This window comes from Actinomadura atramentaria DSM 43919 (assembly GCF_000381885.1).
Lineage (GTDB): Bacteria > Actinomycetota > Actinomycetes > Streptosporangiales > Streptosporangiaceae > Spirillospora > Spirillospora atramentaria.
The window spans coordinates 62901-79333 of the sequence record NZ_KB907224.1 but is presented as its reverse complement, the minus strand read 5'-3'; the positions used below and the strand labels follow the sequence as shown (position 1 = coordinate 79333).

The following is a 16433-nucleotide window of genomic DNA, read 5'->3' as shown; positions in this document are numbered from 1 at the left end:
GGAACACTCACGGTCCGCAGCGGACGAGGGGAGAACCGGTGGGCGACGACAGCGAGCGGGGCGGGGACGGGCGGGTGCGGCTCGGGTCGCGCACCGGCCGGTGGGTGATCGGCGCGACCGTCCTCGGGTCCGGCGCGGCGTTCCTGGACGGCTCGGTCGTCAACGTCGCGCTGCCCGCGATCGGCCGGGGCCTGGGCGGCGGCCTGACCGTCCTGCAGTGGGTCCTGGACGGCTACCTGCTCACCCTCAGCGCGCTGCTGCTGTTCGGCGGCGCGCTCGGCGACCGGTACGGGCACCGCCGCGTGTTCGCCGCCGGGCTCGCCCTGTTCACCGCCGCGTCCCTGGGCTGCGGCCTCGCGCCGACCCCGGCGCTGCTCATCGCCGCGCGCCTCGCGCAGGGCGTCGGCGGCGCGCTGCTGGTCCCCGGCAGCCTGGCGATCATCGACGCGACGATCTCCCGCGACGACCGGGGCGCGGCCGTGGGCCGGTGGGCGGCGCCGTCGGGCGCGGCGTCGGCGCTCGGCCCGTTCATCGGCGGCTGGCTGGTGGACGCCGCGTCGTGGCGGTGGGTGTTCCTGATCAACCTGCCGCTGGCGGCGCTGACGATGCTGGCGCTGCGGCGCGTCCCCGAGAGCCGCGCGGGCGGCGCGGCCCGCCTGGACTACGCGGGCGCGGCCGCCGTCACCGCCGGGCTCGGCGGCGCGGTGTACGCGCTGATCGAGGTGCCCGCGCACGGCTGGAGCCCCGCCGCCGCGGTCCTCGCCGCGGTCGGCGTCGCCGGGCTGGTCGCGTTCCCGCTGATCGAGCGGCGGCAGGCCGACCCGCTGCTGCCGCTGCGGATGCTGCGGTCCCGCCAGTTCGTCGGCGTCAACGCCGTCACCCTCGCGGTGTACTCGGCGCTGGGCGGCGCGCTGTTCCTGCTGACGCTGCAACTGCAGAACACCCTCGGGTACTCGGCGCTGCGCGCGGGCCTGGCGACGCTGCCGATGACCGTCATCATGATGGCGCTGTCCAGCCGGATCGGGGCGCTGGCGCAGCGGACCGGCGCGCGGCTGCCGATGACGGCCGGGCCGGTCCTGGCGGGCGGCGGCGTCGCGCTGATGGCGCTGGCGCGGCCAGGCGGGAGCTACCTGACGTCCGTCCTGCCCGGCGTCGTGGTGTTCGGGTTCGGGATGGCGCTGACCGTCGCGCCGCTCACCTCGACCGTGCTGGCGTCGGTGGACGAGGCGCACGTCGGGGCCGCGTCGGGCACCAACAACGCGGTGTCGCGGCTGGCGAACCTGCTGGCCGTGGCGGTGCTGCCGCCGCTGGCGGGCCTGTCGGCGCGCGGCGACGGGCCGCTCGGGCCCGGCTTCTCCCGCGCCATGCTCATCGCCGCCGCCGTCTGCGCCGCCGGCGGGCCCGTCGCGTGGTTCGCGGTGCGGCGCTCGGTGCCCGTCCGCGGGCACACGCCCGCCGGAATCCACCAGGCGTGCCAGGACCCCCGCACCCGGCGGGGGCACGGGACGCGCGCGGGCAAGAACGTCCCAAGACCTACCTAAACCGGTTGGGAAGGGGGCGGCGGCGGGGAATGCGGTCACCATGCGCGCCATCACGATCAGCGGGTTCGGTGCCGAACCCGAACTGTCCGACGTGTCCCAGCCGAGCCCCGGGCCCGGCGAGATCCTCGTCCGCCTCCAGGCCGCCGGGTACAACCCGGTCGACCTGAAGATCGCCGACGGGATGCTCAAGGACGCCGTCGACCACCGCTTCCCGCTCGTCCTCGGCAGCGACGGCGCGGGCGTCGTCGAGGCGGTCGGCCCCGGCGTCACCCGCTACCGGCCCGGCGACCAGGTGTACGGGCAGTTCCAGCACCCCGACCGGGGCCTGGGCTCCTACGCCGAGTACGCCGTCGCCGCCGAGGACGGGCCCGTCGCCGCGATGCCCGCCGGGATGATCCCCGAGCAGGCCGCCGCCCTGCCCACGCCCGCCACCACCGCCGCCGAGCTCGTCGAGACCGCCCGCGTCGACGTCGGGACCGTCGTCCTGGTCGTCGGCGCGACCGGCGGCGTCGGGGAGTTCGCCGTGCAGCTCGCCGCCGACCAGGGCGCGCACGTCATCGCGACCGCCGCGCCCGGCACCGCCGCGGCGCTGGAGCGCCTCGGCGCCGCCGAGACCGTCGACTACGCCACCGGGTCCGTGCCCGAGCAGGTCATCGCCGCCCACCCCGACGGGGTCGACGCCATCCTGGACATGGTGACGCCCACCTCGGGCATCGAGGCGCTGGCCAACCTCGTCCGGCCCGGCGGGACGATCGTCTCCACGATCTTCGCGCTCAACCCCGACGCGCTGGCCGCCCGGCAGATCACCGCCGTCAACCTCGCCAACCGCGCCACGCCCGAACGCCTCGCCGCCATCGCCGACATGGTCGACGCCAGTCTGATCCGCGCCCGGATCGAACGGCAGGTGCCGCTCGACGAGGTGCCCGCCGCGCTGGCCGCCGCGCGCCGCGGCGAGGCCCGCGGCAAGACCGTCTTCCGGATCTGACATGACCGGCCCCGACACGCCGCCCGTGCCGCCCGCGCCGCCCGGCGGCGGCGCGGGCGCGGCCATCACCGCCGGGGCCGGGCCCGCGACCGAGCCGTTCCCGTCGATCCCGCTGGACGAGTGGCGCGCCGCCAAGGACACCTTCCACCGCTTCGCCCAGATCGTCGGGAAGGTGCGGCTGGCGTGCAGCGTGCGGCGCAACCACTGGTGGAACGTCCCGTTCCACCTCACCGGCCGCGGCCTGACGACCCGGCCGATGGGCGGGCCGGGCACCCCGTGGCCGCTGTTCTGCGTCGACTTCGACCTGGTCTCCCACGACCTGGTCGTGGACCGCCTCGACGGGACGCGGGTGCGGATCTCGCTGCCCGGCCGGTCCGTGGCGTCCCTGCACGCCGCGTTCTTCGACGCCCTGCACGCGCTCGGCGTCCGGCCCGCCATCGACGCCCGCCCCTACGGGCTCGACGACGGCACCCCGTTCGCCGACGACACCCGCCACGCCGACTACGAGCCCGCCCGCATCAACCGATACTTCCGCGTCCTGGCGCAGGTCGCGCAGGTGCTGGAGCGCCACGCCGCCGACTTCTGCGGCAAGACCAGCCCCGTCCACCACTTCTGGCACACCTTCGACCTGGCCGTCACCCGCTTCACCGGCCGACCCGCGCCCGTCGACGCCGCCGCCGGGCCCGTCGCCCGCGAGGCCTACAGCCACGAGGTCATCAGCTCCGGGTTCTGGTTCGGCGACGACGAGCGGCCCTGGCCCGCGTTCTACTCCTACACCGCGCCCGAACCCCGCGGCCTCGCCGACGAGCCGCTGTGGCCCGACTGGGCCGGATGGGTCGAGAGCGGGAACGGGCACCTGGCCGTCCTGAAGTACGACGACGCCCGCACCACCGACGACCCCGTCGCGACGATCCTCGGGTTCCTCGACAGCGCCTACCGCGCCGGGGCGCGGCGCTCGGCCACCGACACCGGGCGGTTCGCCAGCCCCGGCGGCGTCACCGACCCGCACCTCAGCCCCGACTAGCGGGAGGCGGATCACGGGCGGGATCACGGGCGGGGTCACGACAGCTCGGCCGCGACCCCCGCGAAGTCCTCGCCCGTCAGCACCAGCGTCGCCGAGTTCCCGATCGCCTGCGTCGCCTCGGCCCGGCCGAGCTGCCGCGTCGCCGCCCGGTCCAGGTACGCCTCGATCAGCCGCGCGCCCGTCAGCCGGCCCCGGCCGCGCAGCGACGGCAGCTCGCGCCGCACCACCTGCCAGGCGTCGGCGGCCAGCCGCAGCCGCCGCTCCTCGGCCAAAAGTCCCAGCAGGCCCTCGCGGACCGCCGGGACCGACAGGTCCGGGAGCCGCACCGCGCGCAGGTCCGTCAGCAGCTCCGGCGACGCCGCCGACAGCTCCCCGACCCGGTCCGGCGCGCACGTGCCCAGCAGGGCGGTGTCGCTGACGCCCTCCAGCCGGGCCCGGTAGATCGCCGTCGCGTAGGCGCGGCCGTCGGGCTGGTCCAGGATCAGCTCGTCCAGGCCGTCCAGCAGCAGCGCGTGCCCGGCGTGCGCGTCCAGCGCGGCGCGCAGCCCGTCCGGGCCGCCGTCGCGCAGGTCCTCGGCGTGGACGGTGCGGACCTCGCCGCTGGACACCTCCACCTCCGCCAGCGCCCGCGCCACCATCCGCGCCAGCCGCCGCTGCCCGCTGGACGGGCCGCCGATCAGCAGCAGCGCCGGGACCGACGCGCTCGACACCTCCTGGCCGCGCAGCCGCGCCGCCCACTTGCCGCGCCGCCGCGCCTCGGTCACCACCCGCTCCACGTCGTCGGCGCCGCACAGGAAGCGGATGCCGTACGCCTCGGCGACGCGGGGGCGCGCCTCGCCCTCGGGGGCGGGCGGCAGCGGCGGCGGGGCCTCGGGGACGGGCGCGGGCGGCGGCGGGAGCTGCGCGCCGCGGCCCGGGTCGAGGTGCGTGCGGAACGGGTCGTCGAGCTGCGTGCCCGCCGCGGGCGGCGGCGCGGGCGGACCCGGCGCCGGGCCCGGCGCGGGGCGCGGGGGGTCGGCGGGCGGCGGCGCGGGCGGCGGCGGGATGCGCGGCGGCTCGGCGCGCGCGGGCTCCGGCTCGGGTTCCGGCACGGGCGGCGGCGGGGGCGGCGGGGCCGCCTCCGGCGGGTCGGCCGGGGCGACCGGCTCGTCGGCCGCCGGGGCCGGGCGGCCCGCCGCCAGGTGCGCGCGCGCCGCCGAGATGATGTCCCACGCGCTCAGCTCGTCGGTCGAGGGCGGCGAGTAGTTCGCCGGGCTCGTCAGCTCCGCCGCGACCGCCTGCGGCACCGCGTACCCCGTCGCGGGCGGCGGGACCTGCGCCAGGCGGCACCACGTCAGGCCCAGCCCGTACGTGGTGGACAGCAGCGAGCCGAGCGTCGCGGCGTCGCCCGCGCGCAGCGGGTCGGGCAGCCGCCCGTCGCGCGGCCACAGCGCGCGCAGCGGATGCGCCGGATCGGTCAGCACCGCCTGCAGCGTCCGTCCCGAGTCCGGGTCCAGCCAGCGCTGCAGCGCCGGGAGCGCGCCCGGCGCGGCCTGCAGATCGGCGGCGAGCAGCGCCAGGCCCGCGTGCCGCGCCCGGTCCTGCCCGCGCGGCTGCCCCGGCTGCGCCGCCGGGACCGCGCCCAGCTCCACCACGATCTGCTGCAGGTCGTACAGCGCCAGCCGCAGGAACTCGCCCGGCGCGGTGTCGCGCAGCAGCGGGGCCGCGAACTCCGGCGGGCAGCGCCGCCGCCACTCCTGCACGATCGCCTGCGGCCCGTACCGGACCGTCGCCAGGTCCTGCTGCACCAGCCGCAGCGACGCGCCCGTCACCGCCGCCAGCGCGTCCGCGCCCGGCCGGAACCGCTCGTCGCCCTGCAGCCCCGTCGCGACCTCGTACATCACCCGCGCGACGTGCGCCGCGCCCGGCCCGTCGCCCTTGGCGAGCCGGTCGACGTAGTAGCCCGCCAGCGACGCGAACTCCGGCGGGCTCATCCAGTGCAGCCGCTCCGCCGGGAGCGTCAGGTAGTAGGTGAACGACTCGATCAGCGGGTGCTCGGTCAGCGCGACCGGCGCGCCCGCGCACCACAGCAGCGCCCCCCACGCCGCCGCGACCGTGCTCGGCGTCCCCGGCTGGAACGTCGGGGTCTGCTGCGCGAACTGCGCCGGGTTCACCGCCAGCGCCGTCGTCAGCGCCTGCGACACCCGCGCCACCACGCCGGTGTCGGGGAGCGGGCCGAGGAACCCCAGCGACGACATCCGGCCCGTCGCCAGGTCCGGGCCCGCCGGGAAGAGCTGCGGCGGGACCGGCGGGGTGCCCGCGCCCGGCGGGGCCATCGACGCCACCGCGCGCTCGGCCGGGTCGGCGGGCGGCGGGCACGGATGCCACGTCCCGTCCAGGCCGCACCGGTACCAGCGGCCCCACGCCCCGAACAGCCACCACTCGCCCGCGCCCCACAGCAGCCGCCGCATCACCTGGTCGGCGCGCTGCTGCGGCGGCGCGGCCTGCCACCACGCCGAGGCCGTCAGCTCCCGGACGTTCGCCTCGACGGCCGCGAAGAGGTCCCCGCCCCCCGCCGTGCTCCCTGCCGTTCCTGCGCCGGGTCCAGCCCCGGCCCCCTGCCCGCTCACCCCGCGAATAGTAGTCCTGTCGGTCGTGACGGCCGTATCCGACAAGACGCCCGTCAGGCGCCCTCGCGGCGGAACCGGCGCGCGCCCGCCGCCACCGACGCGCACAGCAGCACGGCCGACACGGCCGCGCCCGCCGCCGTCCGGCCCGACAGCACGTCCCCGGCGAACGCCGCGCGCGTCCCCTCCACGACGTACCGCAGCGGGTCGGCGCGCGACAGGACGTCCAGCCAGCGCGGCGCGAGGCCCATCGGCAGCAGGACGCCCGACAGCAGCATCAGCGGCAGCGTCACCGACGTCAGCAGCGGCGCGAACGCGTCCTCGGACCGCAGCGTCAGCGCGAGCGCGTGCGACAGCGCGGCGATGGCCGCCGCCGCGGCCAGCACCGGGACGAGCCCCGCCGCGATCCCGATGAGCGGGGCGCGCATCCCCAGCGCGACGCCCGCCGCCGTCAGCAGCACCGCCTGCACCGCCACCACCAGCGTGTCGCGCAGCACCCGGCCCAGCAGCGGCGCGACGCGGCTCACCGGCGCGACCCGGAACCGGTCCACCACCCCCGACCGCAGGTCCGCGATCAGCCCGAACCCCGCGAAACCCGCGCCGAACAGGGCGAGCTGCACCACGATCCCCGGCACGAACACCCGCCAGGAATCCGCGCCGCCCGCCTCCCCGACGCGGGTCAGCAGCGGGCCGAACAGCACCAGGTACAGCAGCGGCTGCACCGCGCCGAACACCATCGCGGGCCTGCTGCGCAGCGTCTGCCGCAGGTAGCGCAGGAAGATCAGCCAGGTGTCGCGGGCCGCGCCCGCCAGCGCTCCGCCGGTTCGCTCGTCGGTCATCGTCGTCCTCTCGGGGGTCATGCGCTCGGGGGTCATGCGGTGTGCAGGGCGCGGCCGGTGACGGCGCGGAACACGTCGTCCAAGGTGGGGCGCGCGAGGGTGAGGGAGACCAGGCCCCCGCCGCCGGGCGCGTCGCCGAGCGCGTCGTCCAGGGCGCGGACGAGGCCGGGCAGGGCGCGCTCGCCGTCGCGGACCGTCAGCCGCAGCCGGTCCCCGGCCGCCCCCGTGTTCGTCACGCCCGTGTTCGTGAGCACCGCCTCCGTCACCGCCGGATGCGCCGCCAGCGCCGCGCGCGCCCGCTGCGCGCCGCCCGCCGCGACCGCCACCTCCACCACGTCGCCGCGGACGCGGCGCTTGAGCGCGGCGGGGGAGCCCTCGGCGACGATCCGGCCCGCGTCGAGGATCAGCACCCGGTCGCAGAGCGCGTCGGCCTCCTCCAGGTAGTGCGTCGTCAGGAACACCGTCACGCCGTCGCGGTCGCGCAGCCCGCGGACGTGGTCGCGCACCGCCGCCCGCGCCGCCGGGTCCAGGCCGGTCGTCGGCTCGTCCAGGAACAGCAGCGGCGGCCGGTGGACGAGGCCGATCGCCAGGTCCAGCCGCCGCCGCTGCCCGCCCGACAGCGCCCCGCACGGGCGGTCCAGCAGGTCCGCGACGCCCAGCCGCCCCGCGACGTCCGCGATCCGCGCCGCCGCGTCCGGCACCCGGTGCAGCGCCGCCTGCAGCGCCAGCTCCTCGCCCGCCGGGACGCCCGGGTCGGTCGTGCCGCCCTGCGGGACGCAGCCGACGCGCCGCCGCACTCCGGCCGGGTCGCGGCGCAGGTCCGCGCCCGCGACCGTCGCCGATCCCGCCGTCGGGGCCAGCAGCGTCGTCAGCATCCGCACGGCGGTGCTCTTGCCCGCGCCGTTGGGGCCGAGGAAGCCCACGACCTCCCCGGCCGCCACGTCCAGGTCCAGGCCGCGCACGGCCTCGATCTCGCGGTCCCTCGCCCGGTACGTCCGGGCGAGGCCGCGCGCCTCGATCATCGTCGTCGCCATGCCGGGTAGAGTAACCACAAAATTGGTGTCACTACAAAATTTATGCGGCACCAGGCGGTCGGCTACGATGGCCGCCATGACCGAGGAGGGACTGCGCGAGCGCAAGAAGCGCCAGACGCGCCGCCGCATCTCCGACATCGCCACCGGCCTGTTCATGACCCGCGGCTTCGACCGCGTCACCGTCGCCGACGTCGCCCGCGCCGCCGACGTCTCGGTGAACACCGTCTTCAACTACTTCCCGGCCAAGGAGGACCTGTTCTTCGACCGGGAGGACGCCGCCGTCGACGGCTACGCCCGCTGCCTGCGCGACCGCCGCCCCGGCGAGTCCGCCGTCGCCGCGTTCCGCCGCGAGTTCCTCGACGGGCTGGCCGCCCGCGACGTCCGCACCGGCTTCCACGAGGGCGCCGAGACCTGGTACGCCGTCGTCGCCGCCAGCCCCGCCCTCACCGCCCGGCTGCGCGAGATCGGCCGCCGCGCCACCGACGCCCTGGCCGCCGCCCTCGCCGACGAGACCGGCGCCGAACCCGACGACCCCCGCCCCCGCGCCGCCGCCGCGATGATCAGCGCCGCGCGCGAGACCCTGGTCGAGGGCGTCGTCGCCCGCAGGCGCGCGGGGGAGACCCTCGCCGAGATGCACGAAAGCGTCCGCACCGACGCCGAACGGGTCTTCGACCTGCTCGAACACGGCCTCGGGGACTACGCCGTCCGCCCCTCGGACGCGGCCGCCGTGAGGTGAACCACCCCCGCCGCGGATCACAGGTCCGAAAATGAGTGCCTGAGCGGTCTCCGGGCTTCCTAGACTCCAGGGCTAGCGGAGGCAACCTTGGACACCCCCACGCTCCTCACCCACCTGCAGACCCACGACCGGCCGCTGACCCTTCCCCGGGGCGGCGCCCTGCACTGGGACGACGCGGCCCGGCACGCCGCGGCCCGCGCCGCCGCGCCCGGGCGCTACGCCGTGCTCGGGCTCGCCCCGGGCGTGGTGCCGTGGCAGCGCGCCCGCGTGCTGCTGCAGATCCTCACCGCCTCCCAGGCCGGGCTGCGCGACGACGACCGCGCCGTCCTGGCCGCCGCCGCGCACCGGCTCGCCCACGCCGTCCCGCCCGGCCACGTCATCACCGCCCTGCTCGCCCTGCGGCGGCTGCGCGCCAACCACAAGCACACCACCCGCGCCGTCCTGCGCTTCGTCCTGGAGCACCCCGACGCCGACGTCCTCATCGCCGCCCGCCGCGCCGCCCTCGCCGACTGCTTCGAGCACGCCCTCGGCACCGCCACCGCCCGCGGCTGCGCCCGCCGCGTCGCCGCGGGCGACACCGGATCGGACTACCTGCGCCGCCGCCTGCTGCGGTTCCTCGCCGACCCCGCCGCCGCGCTCCCGCGCGTCACCGCCCTCTACACCGCCGACGCCGCGCCCGGCGTCGCGGCGGGACTGCCCGCGCACCCGCCCCGGCCGCTGCCGCCCGACCCGCCCGGACCGTTCCCCGGCGACCTCACCCTCGTCCTGCACGAGACCGAGGCCGACCCGGCCGCCCGGCACCTGGCCGCCGCGCTGCGCACCGCCCTCGGCCGCACCTGCCCGCGGCTGGCCGTCCGCTCCGCGCCCGCCCCGGACGGCGCGTCGGACGGCGTACCGGACGGCGGCGGCGTGCTGGTCACCGTCGAGCCCGGCGGCGACGGGACCGTCGTCCACTGCCGCCCCCGCACCGGACCCGACGACGACGCCGAGGGCCGCGCCCTCACCCGCACCGCCGAGCTGCCCGGACTCGCCGTCTGGATCGCCGCGCACGCCCCCGCCGGCCCCGACTGGCTCCACGACGCCCTGCGCGACCGCCTCGCGCCGCCCGCCCGGCCCGCCGGAACCCGCACCGACGCCGCCGCCGGGCGCCCCTTTGTCAACTGACTTCACAACACGCCCCGCAAGTGGTGTGCCCGGTGCGAAGACCGCCCCCCGAGTGTGACCGTACGGTCGTGCCCTGATCGCGGCCGCCCGGCCCCGCAGCCCGGACCGTCCCGGCCGCCCCGTCACCGCGCGAACGCGAAGGAGCCCTCATGACAGCGGGTGTCGCCGATGTGGGCAGCAGGGCCCCCCTGCCCGACATCGCCCCCAAGCCGGTCCCGATGGTGGAGCGCATCAGCGTCGTCGTCTTCGTCGTCGCCCCGATCGTCGGCCTGTTCGCCGCCGTCCCGTTCTTCTGGGGCTGGGGACTCGGCTGGACCGACGTCGCGATCTTCGCGTTCCTCTACCCGTTCAACGCCCTCGGCATCACCGTCGGATACCACCGCTACTTCACCCACGGCGGCTTCAAGGCCAAGCGGTGGCTGAAGATCGCCCTGGCGATCCTCGGCGGCCAGGCGTGGCAGGGCTCGGTGATCTTCTGGGTCTCCGACCACCGCCGGCACCACAAGTACTCCGACCGCGACGGCGACCCGCACTCGCCGTGGGCGTTCGGGCCCGGCGTGTGGGGCCTGACCAAGGGCCTGTTCCACGCCCACATGGGCTGGCTGTTCCGCAAGACCCGCACCTCCCGCACCAAGTACGCGCCCGACCTGCTCAAGGACCCCGACCTGCGGTTCCTCGGCCGCAACGACGTCTACGTCCTCATCGCCGCCAGCACGCTGCTGGTCCCGATGGGCCTCGGCGCGCTGCTCACCTGGTCCTGGCACGGCGCGGTCACCGCCCTGTTCTGGGCCGGCCTGCTGCGGGTCTTCGCCGGCGACCACGTGACGTTCTCGATCAACTCGATCTGCCACGTGTTCGGCAAGCAGCCGTTCAAGACCCGCGACCAGTCCCGCAACGTGTGGTGGCTGGCGCTCCCCTCGTTCGGCGAGTCCTGGCACAACCTGCACCACGCCGACCCCACCTGCGCGCGGCACGGCGTCCTGAAGGGCCAGATCGACCTCAGCGCCCGCACCATCTGGCTGTTCGAGAAGGCCGGCTGGGTCTGGGACGTGCGCTGGCCCGACGAGAAGCGCCTCGCCGCCCGCCGCGCGGACGCCGACGCCGAACCCGCCGCCGCCTGACCGCCGCCCCACCGCAGAGCCCCCCGCATCCGAGAGCACCACTGGAGCGCCACCCTCATGACCATCCTCAAGGATCTCGACCGGACCCCGCTCGTCCAGCGCCTCGCGCGCTGGGCGCAGCAGTACCCCGACGACCGGGCGTACACCTACATGGACTACAGCGAGGACGTCGACGGCGTCGCCGTCGACATGACGTGGGCGGAACTGGACCGCCGCGCCCGCGCCCTGGCCGCCACGCTGCGCCAGCACACCGACGCCGGGCAGCGCGCCGCGATCCTCGCCCCGCAGACCCTCGACTACATCGTCGGGTTCCTCGGCTGCATGTACGCGCGCGTCATCGCCGTCCCGCTGTTCTCCCCGGACCTGCCCGGCCACGCCGACCGGCTCCTGGCCGTCTACACCGACTCCGAGCCCGAGGTCATCCTCACGATCACCTCCGCGCTCCCGCACGTCGAGACGTTCTTCAACTCCAACCCGGTCCCGCGGCCCAAGCAGATCATCACCGTCGACACCATCGACACCTCCCTCACCTGGGAGGACGAGTCGATCTCGCCCGACGACCTGGCGTACCTGCAGTACACCTCCGGGTCCACCCGCGCGCCCGCCGGCGTCATGCTCACCCACGGCAACCTCGCCGCCAACACCGAGCAGTGCTGGGGCGTGTTCGACGGCATCCCGCGCGTGTCGACCGGCGTGAACTGGCTCCCGCTGTTCCACGACATGGGCCTGGTCACCGCCGTCGGCCTGCCCATCGCCTACGCCAGCCCCGCCGTGCTGATGGACCCGGTCGCGTTCATCATGCGGCCCATCCGCTGGCTGGAGCTGCTGAGCAAGCAGGGCCACGCGTTCACCTGCGCGCCGAACTTCGCCTACGAGTACCTCGCCACGAAGGTCACCGAGGAGGAGAAGGCCGGGCTGGACCTGTCGGGCGTCCAGGTGTTCATGAACGGCGCCGAGACGATCCGCGAGGAGAGCCTGGACCGCTACCTGGAGGCGTACCGGCCCTACGGGCTGCGGCCCGAGGTGCAGGTCCCCGCGTACGGGCTCGCGGAGGCGACCGTGTACGTCGCCTCCTCGTCGCGCTACGAGCTGCCGACCGTCCGCGCGTTCGACCGCGACGCCCTCAACCGGGGCGTCCTGGAGCCGTGCGCGAAGGACGCCGAGCGCGCGACCGTCCTGGTCGGCTGCGGGCAGCCCTACGGGCAGCTCGTCGCGATCGTCGACCCCGAGACGGGCGTCCGCCGCGAGGACGGCCACGTCGGCGAGATCTGGATCCACGGCCCCAACGTCACCGCCGGGTACTGGAACCGCCCCGAGGAGACCGCCGCCGTCTTCGGCCAGCAGATCACCGGGAACGTCGGGGACTTCCCCGAGGGCCCGTGGGTGCGCAGCGGCGACCTCGGCGTCTGGTACGAGGGCGAGCTGTGGATCACCGGCCGCATCAAGGACCTGGTGATCGTCGACGGCCGCAACCACTACCCGCAGGACATCGAGTACACCGCCTTCCACGCCCACGAGGGCGTCCGGCGCGGGTACGCCGCCGCGTTCTCCGTGGACGACGGCGAGACCGAGCGGCTCGTCGTGGTCGCCGAGCGGAACCGGCGCGTGCCGATCAAGCGGCTGGACCTGGGCGCGGTCACCGACGCCGTGCGCGGCGCCGTGCAGCAGCACCACGACGTCCGCGTCCACGAGCTCGTCCTCATCGAGCCGGGCGGCCTGCCCCGCACCAGCAGCGGCAAGGTCTCCCACACCGCGTGCCGGAAGGCGTACCTGGAGGGGGCGCTGCCGGTCACGGTCCTGGAGGGCTGAGACGCACGCGCAGACGCCGGGGCCCGCGCACGGCCCCGGCGTCTCCGCGTGCGCGGGCCGGAACGGTCCAGGACGCGAAAAGGGCCGATCCGCGGGGGGATCGGCCCTTTCTCGTGCTTCAGGTCAGAGCTGCTTGGCCCCGATCGACTTCATGAGGGTCGGCCAGATGAACGTCGCCTCACGGATCCACGCGGGCCAGTTGTGCCGCCCGTCGCCGTAGATGTGCGCCGTGTACGGGACCTTCGCCTCGTCCAGCTTCTTCTGGAAGTCCTTGTTGTCCGCGCCGATCGCGATCTCGCTCAGCAGGCCGATGTCCCACGGCGCGACGTCCGGGTCGCCCGGGCCGGGCCGCCCCGTGGTGCCCGCCGAGAAGAACAGCCCCGTCCCGCGCAGCTTGTCCACCAGCGACGCCGGGTCGTGCGCCTTCCAGTTCGCGTCGTCGAACCACGGGATGCCCCAGATCGCGTACGGGTCCTGGCCGTTGCCCGCGTTGGTGAACATCAGCATCGCCGGCATGCCCGGCGACCGCATCGACAGCGTCCCGCTCAGCGACGCGACGTACTTGAACATCCCCGGGTGCCGCGCCGCGTAGCTCATCGCGCCCTGCGCGCCCGAGGAGTTGCCGATCGCGGCCGCGACCGAGCTGGCCCCGAAGTTGCGCTCCACGAGCTGCCGGACCTCGGTGGTGTGGAACGTCTCCCACTTGGGAGTGCCGCCCTTGCCGTAGTTGTACCAGTCGGTGTACGACCCGTTCTCGCCCTCGGGCATCACCACGATGACGTTGTACTTGCGGGCCCACGCCTCGATGTCGGTGTTCTTCGTCCACGAGGTGTAGTTGTCCTGGCCGCCGTGGAAGGCGTACAGCACCGGGTAGGTGGACCCGGCCTTCCAGCCCTGCGGCAGCAGCAGCCGCGTCTTCACCGACTTGCCGAGCGACGGCGAGGAGATCGTGATGTCGACCTCCCCGGAGGCGATCTGCTGCTCGCCGGTGATCTTCGCGCCCGTGTCGGCGGCCTTGAACGTCTGGGCGTGCGCGGGCAGCGCGACCGTGACGCCCGTCCCGGCGGCGAGCACCGCGGCGGCGGACACGGCCAGCGAACGCCTCCAGCGCACGGTCGTTCTTGCGGGGACGGAGACGTTCATGGCACTCCTGCGCAGACGCTCGACGGCGGCCCCGGCGGCCACACGACTAGGCGCCGAGTTTCCCGGAACGTCCGATAAATGATCTATGGGGAAGAGTGACAAGAATCGTGCCCCGACCTGTCGTGTGTTGAGTCAACCGGGGCCGGGCGTCACGAGTCGTGGGCGGCGCGCCGCGCCACGTCACCGGCACCCCGCCCGATGCGGCAGGATCGGGGGATGCAGGTGCTCCGCTCGGGGGACGGGCGCCTCGGCCCGCGCGCACTGCGCGCCGCCACCCGTCCCGAGGTGTCCATCGGCGTCGCCGCCGCGCTGCTCGCGGTCGCCGCGACGGCGGACGTGCTGGCCGGGGGCGCGCTGCGGGCCTTCGACGGCCGCGCGCTGGCCGGGTTCGCCGCGGGCGGGCCGCCGCCCGCGACCGGCGCGGCGCACGCGTTCTGGCGGACGGTCGTGGGCGGCGGCCAGTACTGGCTCGTCGGCGGCCTGACCGCGCTCGCCGCGCTGGCCGCCGCGTGGCGGCGGCGGTCGGTCGCGCTCGCGGTGCGGGCCGGGCTGTGGCTGGTCGCGGCCGAGGCCGCCGTGCGGGGCGCGCAGCTCCTGTTCGCGCGGACGCCGCCGCGCACCGGACAGGACGCCTTCGCCGCCGCCGGATACCTGTCGTATCCGTCCGGGCACGCCGCGAACGCCGCGATGTGCCTGACGGTCCTGGCCGCGCTGGCGGTCGGCTCCCGCCCGCGGAGCCGGACCGCGACGGCGCTGTCGTGGGCCGTCCCGCTCGGCGCGGCGGCCGCGGTCGGCGCGGCGACGGTGCTGCTCGGCTACCACTGGCCCACCGACGCCGTCGCGGGCTGGGCGCTCGGCGCGGCGCTGGGCTGCGCCGGCCGCGCGGTCATTCCCCGGAGATGATCGTCGTGCCGCGGTGGGCGTCCCACTCGCGGCGCAGGATCGCGTAGACGATCTCGTCGCTCCACTCGCCCTTGACGAACTCGTTCTCGCGCAGATGGGCCTCGCGGCGCATCCCGAGGCGCTCCAGAACCCGCGCGGACGCCTCGTTGCGGGCGTCGATGCGGCCGACGACGCGGTGCAGCCCGAACTCCTCGAACCCCAGCCGCAGCCCCTCGGCCGCCGCCTCGGTCGCGTACCCGTGCCCGTGGTAGGCGGGGTTGATGACGTAGCCGATCTCGCCCTGCCGGTGCTCGCGGCTGCGCCACCCCAGGTTGATCTCGCCCATCAGCTCGCCGCTGCCGGAGTGGACGACGGCCGCGACGAGCCAGTCGCCCTCCCGCTCCAGCGTGGACGCGTCCATCTTCTGCCGCAGGAACAGCCGCGACTCCTCGCGCGTGCGGGGCTCCCAGGTCAGGTACCGCGTGACGTCCGGCAGGGACTGGTAGGCGTACAGGCCGTCCAGATCGCCGGGCTCGAACGGGCGCAGCAGCAGGCGGCGGGTCCGCAGCGGGTATCGGGGGCGCAGCACACGACGATCCTAGGACTCAGCCTCCGGAACGCAACGGCGCGTTCGGAAATTCTCTGTCGGCACGGCCGGTGTACGCCCCGTCACGGCACGTCGAACCCGAACGAACTCGGGCGAACCCGGCGCGGGGGAGGGGCGGGGGAGGGGAGCGGGCCGCTCAGCCGCGCCCGACGAACGACGGCATCGCCGTCGCCAGCACCGACATGAACTGCACGTTCGCCTCCGGCGGCAGGTTCGCCATGTAGAGGACGCCGTCGACCGCGTTGCGGACGTCCATGACCGGCTCGGCGCGCACCGACCCGTCCGCCTGGAGCGTCCCGGTCCCGAACCCGCCCGTCATGTCCGTCGCCGCGTTGCCGATGTCGATCTGCCCGCACGCGATCCCGTGCGCGCGGCCCTCCAGCGACAGCGCCTTGGTCAGGCCCGTCATCGCGTGCTTGCTCGCGGTGTAGGCCACCGAGCGCGGCCGGGGCGTGTGCGCCGACAGCGACCCGTTGTTGATGATCCGGCCGCCGCGCGGGTCCTGGTCGCGCATCACCCGGAACGCCGCCCGCGCGCACAGGAACGCGCCGGTCAGATTGGTGGCGAGGACGGTCTCCCACTCGGCGAGCGGGAAGTCCTCGACGGGGGCGGGCGCGCCGAACACGCCCGCGTTGTTCACCAGCAGGTCCAGCCGGCCGAACCGGTCCGCGGCCGCCGCGAACAGCGCGTCCACCGACTCCGGCGACGTCACGTCCGCCGGGACGACCAGCGCCGCGTCGCTTCCCCCGGCGGTCGCGCGCAGCGCCTCGGCGCGGCGGCCCGCCAGCACGACCCGCCACCCGTCGCGCAGCAGCGCCGCCGCGACGCCCGCGCCGATGCCCGACCCCGCGCCGGTCACCAGCGCCACCCGGCCCGTCCCCGCCACCGCCCGCCTCCCTCGCCCGCCTTCTGGACGGCTCGCCCGCCTTCTGGACGGGGCCA

The 16433-nt window shown here is 75.9% G+C and carries 14 protein-coding genes; 8 read left to right on the top strand and 6 right to left on the bottom strand.

The window, feature by feature from the left end; all coding sequences use genetic code 11:
* The first annotated feature begins 38 nt into the window (after positions 1 to 38).
* From G339_RS0129050 to G339_RS0129040, 3 genes are read left to right on the top strand one after another with little or no spacing between them, the layout of a single operon-like run.
* Complete coding sequence (locus G339_RS0129050) at positions 39 to 1541, top strand: MFS transporter (protein WP_019634581.1); 1503 nt, start codon at positions 39 to 41, stop codon at positions 1539 to 1541.
* A 40-nt stretch (positions 1542 to 1581) separates the two neighbouring features.
* The gene (locus G339_RS0129045) at positions 1582 to 2526 is read left to right on the top strand and encodes an NADP-dependent oxidoreductase (protein WP_019634580.1); all 945 of its coding nucleotides are present in this window, start codon (positions 1582 to 1584) and stop codon (positions 2524 to 2526) included.
* Position 2527: 1 nt separating this feature from the next.
* A complete protein-coding gene (locus G339_RS0129040; protein WP_019634579.1) occupies positions 2528 to 3550 on the top strand; it encodes a DUF5996 family protein in 1023 nt (340 codons plus the stop codon).
* 35 nt (positions 3551 to 3585) lie between these two features.
* On the opposite strand, the gene G339_RS0129035 is transcribed toward G339_RS0129040, so the two are convergent.
* The 3 genes from G339_RS0129035 to G339_RS0129025 are packed head-to-tail and all read right to left on the bottom strand — an operon-like array spanning position 3586 to position 8029.
* On the bottom strand, positions 3586 to 6159 hold the full coding sequence (locus G339_RS0129035; protein WP_026341881.1) for a hypothetical protein: 2574 nt from the start codon (positions 6157 to 6159) through the stop codon (positions 3586 to 3588).
* Positions 6160 to 6212: 53 nt separating this feature from the next.
* On the bottom strand, positions 6213 to 6995 hold the full coding sequence (locus tag G339_RS0129030; RefSeq protein ID WP_019634578.1) for an ABC transporter permease: 783 nt from the start codon (positions 6993 to 6995) through the stop codon (positions 6213 to 6215).
* A 32-nt stretch (positions 6996 to 7027) separates the two neighbouring features.
* On the bottom strand, positions 7028 to 8029 hold the full coding sequence (locus G339_RS0129025) for an ABC transporter ATP-binding protein (protein ID WP_019634577.1): 1002 nt from the start codon (positions 8027 to 8029) through the stop codon (positions 7028 to 7030).
* A 76-nt stretch (positions 8030 to 8105) separates the two neighbouring features.
* On the opposite strand from G339_RS0129025, the gene G339_RS0129020 reads away from it, so the two are divergent.
* From G339_RS0129020 to G339_RS0129005, 4 genes are all read left to right on the top strand, one after another.
* Entirely contained in the window at positions 8106 to 8765 is a 660-nt protein-coding gene (locus G339_RS0129020) for a TetR/AcrR family transcriptional regulator (RefSeq protein ID WP_205625659.1), read from the top strand.
* Positions 8766 to 8852: 87 nt separating this feature from the next.
* A complete protein-coding gene (locus G339_RS37215; RefSeq protein ID WP_019634575.1) occupies positions 8853 to 9929 on the top strand; it encodes a hypothetical protein in 1077 nt (358 codons plus the stop codon).
* 149 nt (positions 9930 to 10078) lie between these two features.
* Complete coding sequence (locus tag G339_RS0129010; protein WP_033324691.1) at positions 10079 to 11050, top strand: acyl-CoA desaturase; 972 nt, start codon at positions 10079 to 10081, stop codon at positions 11048 to 11050.
* Between the two features lie 57 nt (positions 11051 to 11107).
* Complete coding sequence (locus tag G339_RS0129005; RefSeq protein ID WP_019634573.1) at positions 11108 to 12859, top strand: fatty acyl-AMP ligase; 1752 nt, start codon at positions 11108 to 11110, stop codon at positions 12857 to 12859.
* 123 nt (positions 12860 to 12982) lie between these two features.
* Here the strand turns inward: G339_RS0129005 and G339_RS0129000 are convergent, their stop codons facing one another.
* On the bottom strand, positions 12983 to 14002 hold the full coding sequence (locus G339_RS0129000; protein ID WP_051107994.1) for an alpha/beta hydrolase: 1020 nt from the start codon (positions 14000 to 14002) through the stop codon (positions 12983 to 12985).
* A 216-nt stretch (positions 14003 to 14218) separates the two neighbouring features.
* Between G339_RS0129000 and G339_RS0128995 the strand changes: the two genes are divergently transcribed.
* Complete coding sequence (locus G339_RS0128995; protein WP_019634571.1) at positions 14219 to 14905, top strand: phosphatase PAP2 family protein; 687 nt, start codon at positions 14219 to 14221, stop codon at positions 14903 to 14905.
* Here G339_RS0128995 and G339_RS0128990 read toward each other — a convergent pair.
* Both G339_RS0128990 and G339_RS0128985 read right to left on the bottom strand, forming a co-directional pair.
* Complete coding sequence (locus tag G339_RS0128990) at positions 14889 to 15473, bottom strand: GNAT family N-acetyltransferase (protein ID WP_019634570.1); 585 nt, start codon at positions 15471 to 15473, stop codon at positions 14889 to 14891. The two genes, G339_RS0128995 and G339_RS0128990, sit on opposite strands and share 17 nt — an antisense overlap.
* A gap of 154 nt (positions 15474 to 15627) precedes the next feature.
* Positions 15628 to 16377 carry an SDR family oxidoreductase gene (locus G339_RS0128985; RefSeq protein WP_026341877.1) on the bottom strand — a complete coding sequence of 250 codons (750 nt, stop codon included), beginning with the start codon at positions 16375 to 16377 and terminating at the stop codon, positions 15628 to 15630.
* Positions 16378 to 16433 lie beyond the last annotated feature (56 nt).

Bases quoted from the DNA above. Each gene is read 5' to 3' on its own strand.
- G339_RS0129030 (WP_019634578.1), bottom strand. From the start codon at position 6,995: ATGACCGACGAGCGAACCGGCGGAGCGCTGGCGGGCGCGGCCCGCGAC.
- G339_RS0129020 (WP_205625659.1), top strand. From the start codon at position 8,106: ATGACCGAGGAGGGACTGCGCGAGCGCAAGAAGCGCCAGACGCGCCGC.
- G339_RS0129025 (WP_019634577.1), bottom strand. From the start codon at position 8,029: ATGGCGACGACGATGATCGAGGCGCGCGGCCTCGCCCGGACGTACCGG.
- G339_RS0129040 (WP_019634579.1), top strand. From the start codon at position 2,528: ATGACCGGCCCCGACACGCCGCCCGTGCCGCCCGCGCCGCCCGGCGGC.
- G339_RS0129045 (WP_019634580.1), top strand. From the start codon at position 1,582: ATGCGCGCCATCACGATCAGCGGGTTCGGTGCCGAACCCGAACTGTCC.
- G339_RS0129000 (WP_051107994.1), bottom strand. From the start codon at position 14,002: ATGAACGTCTCCGTCCCCGCAAGAACGACCGTGCGCTGGAGGCGTTCG.
- G339_RS0129005 (WP_019634573.1), top strand. From the start codon at position 11,108: ATGACCATCCTCAAGGATCTCGACCGGACCCCGCTCGTCCAGCGCCTC.
- G339_RS0128995 (WP_019634571.1), top strand. From the start codon at position 14,219: ATGCAGGTGCTCCGCTCGGGGGACGGGCGCCTCGGCCCGCGCGCACTG.
- G339_RS0129010 (WP_033324691.1), top strand. From the start codon at position 10,079: ATGACAGCGGGTGTCGCCGATGTGGGCAGCAGGGCCCCCCTGCCCGAC.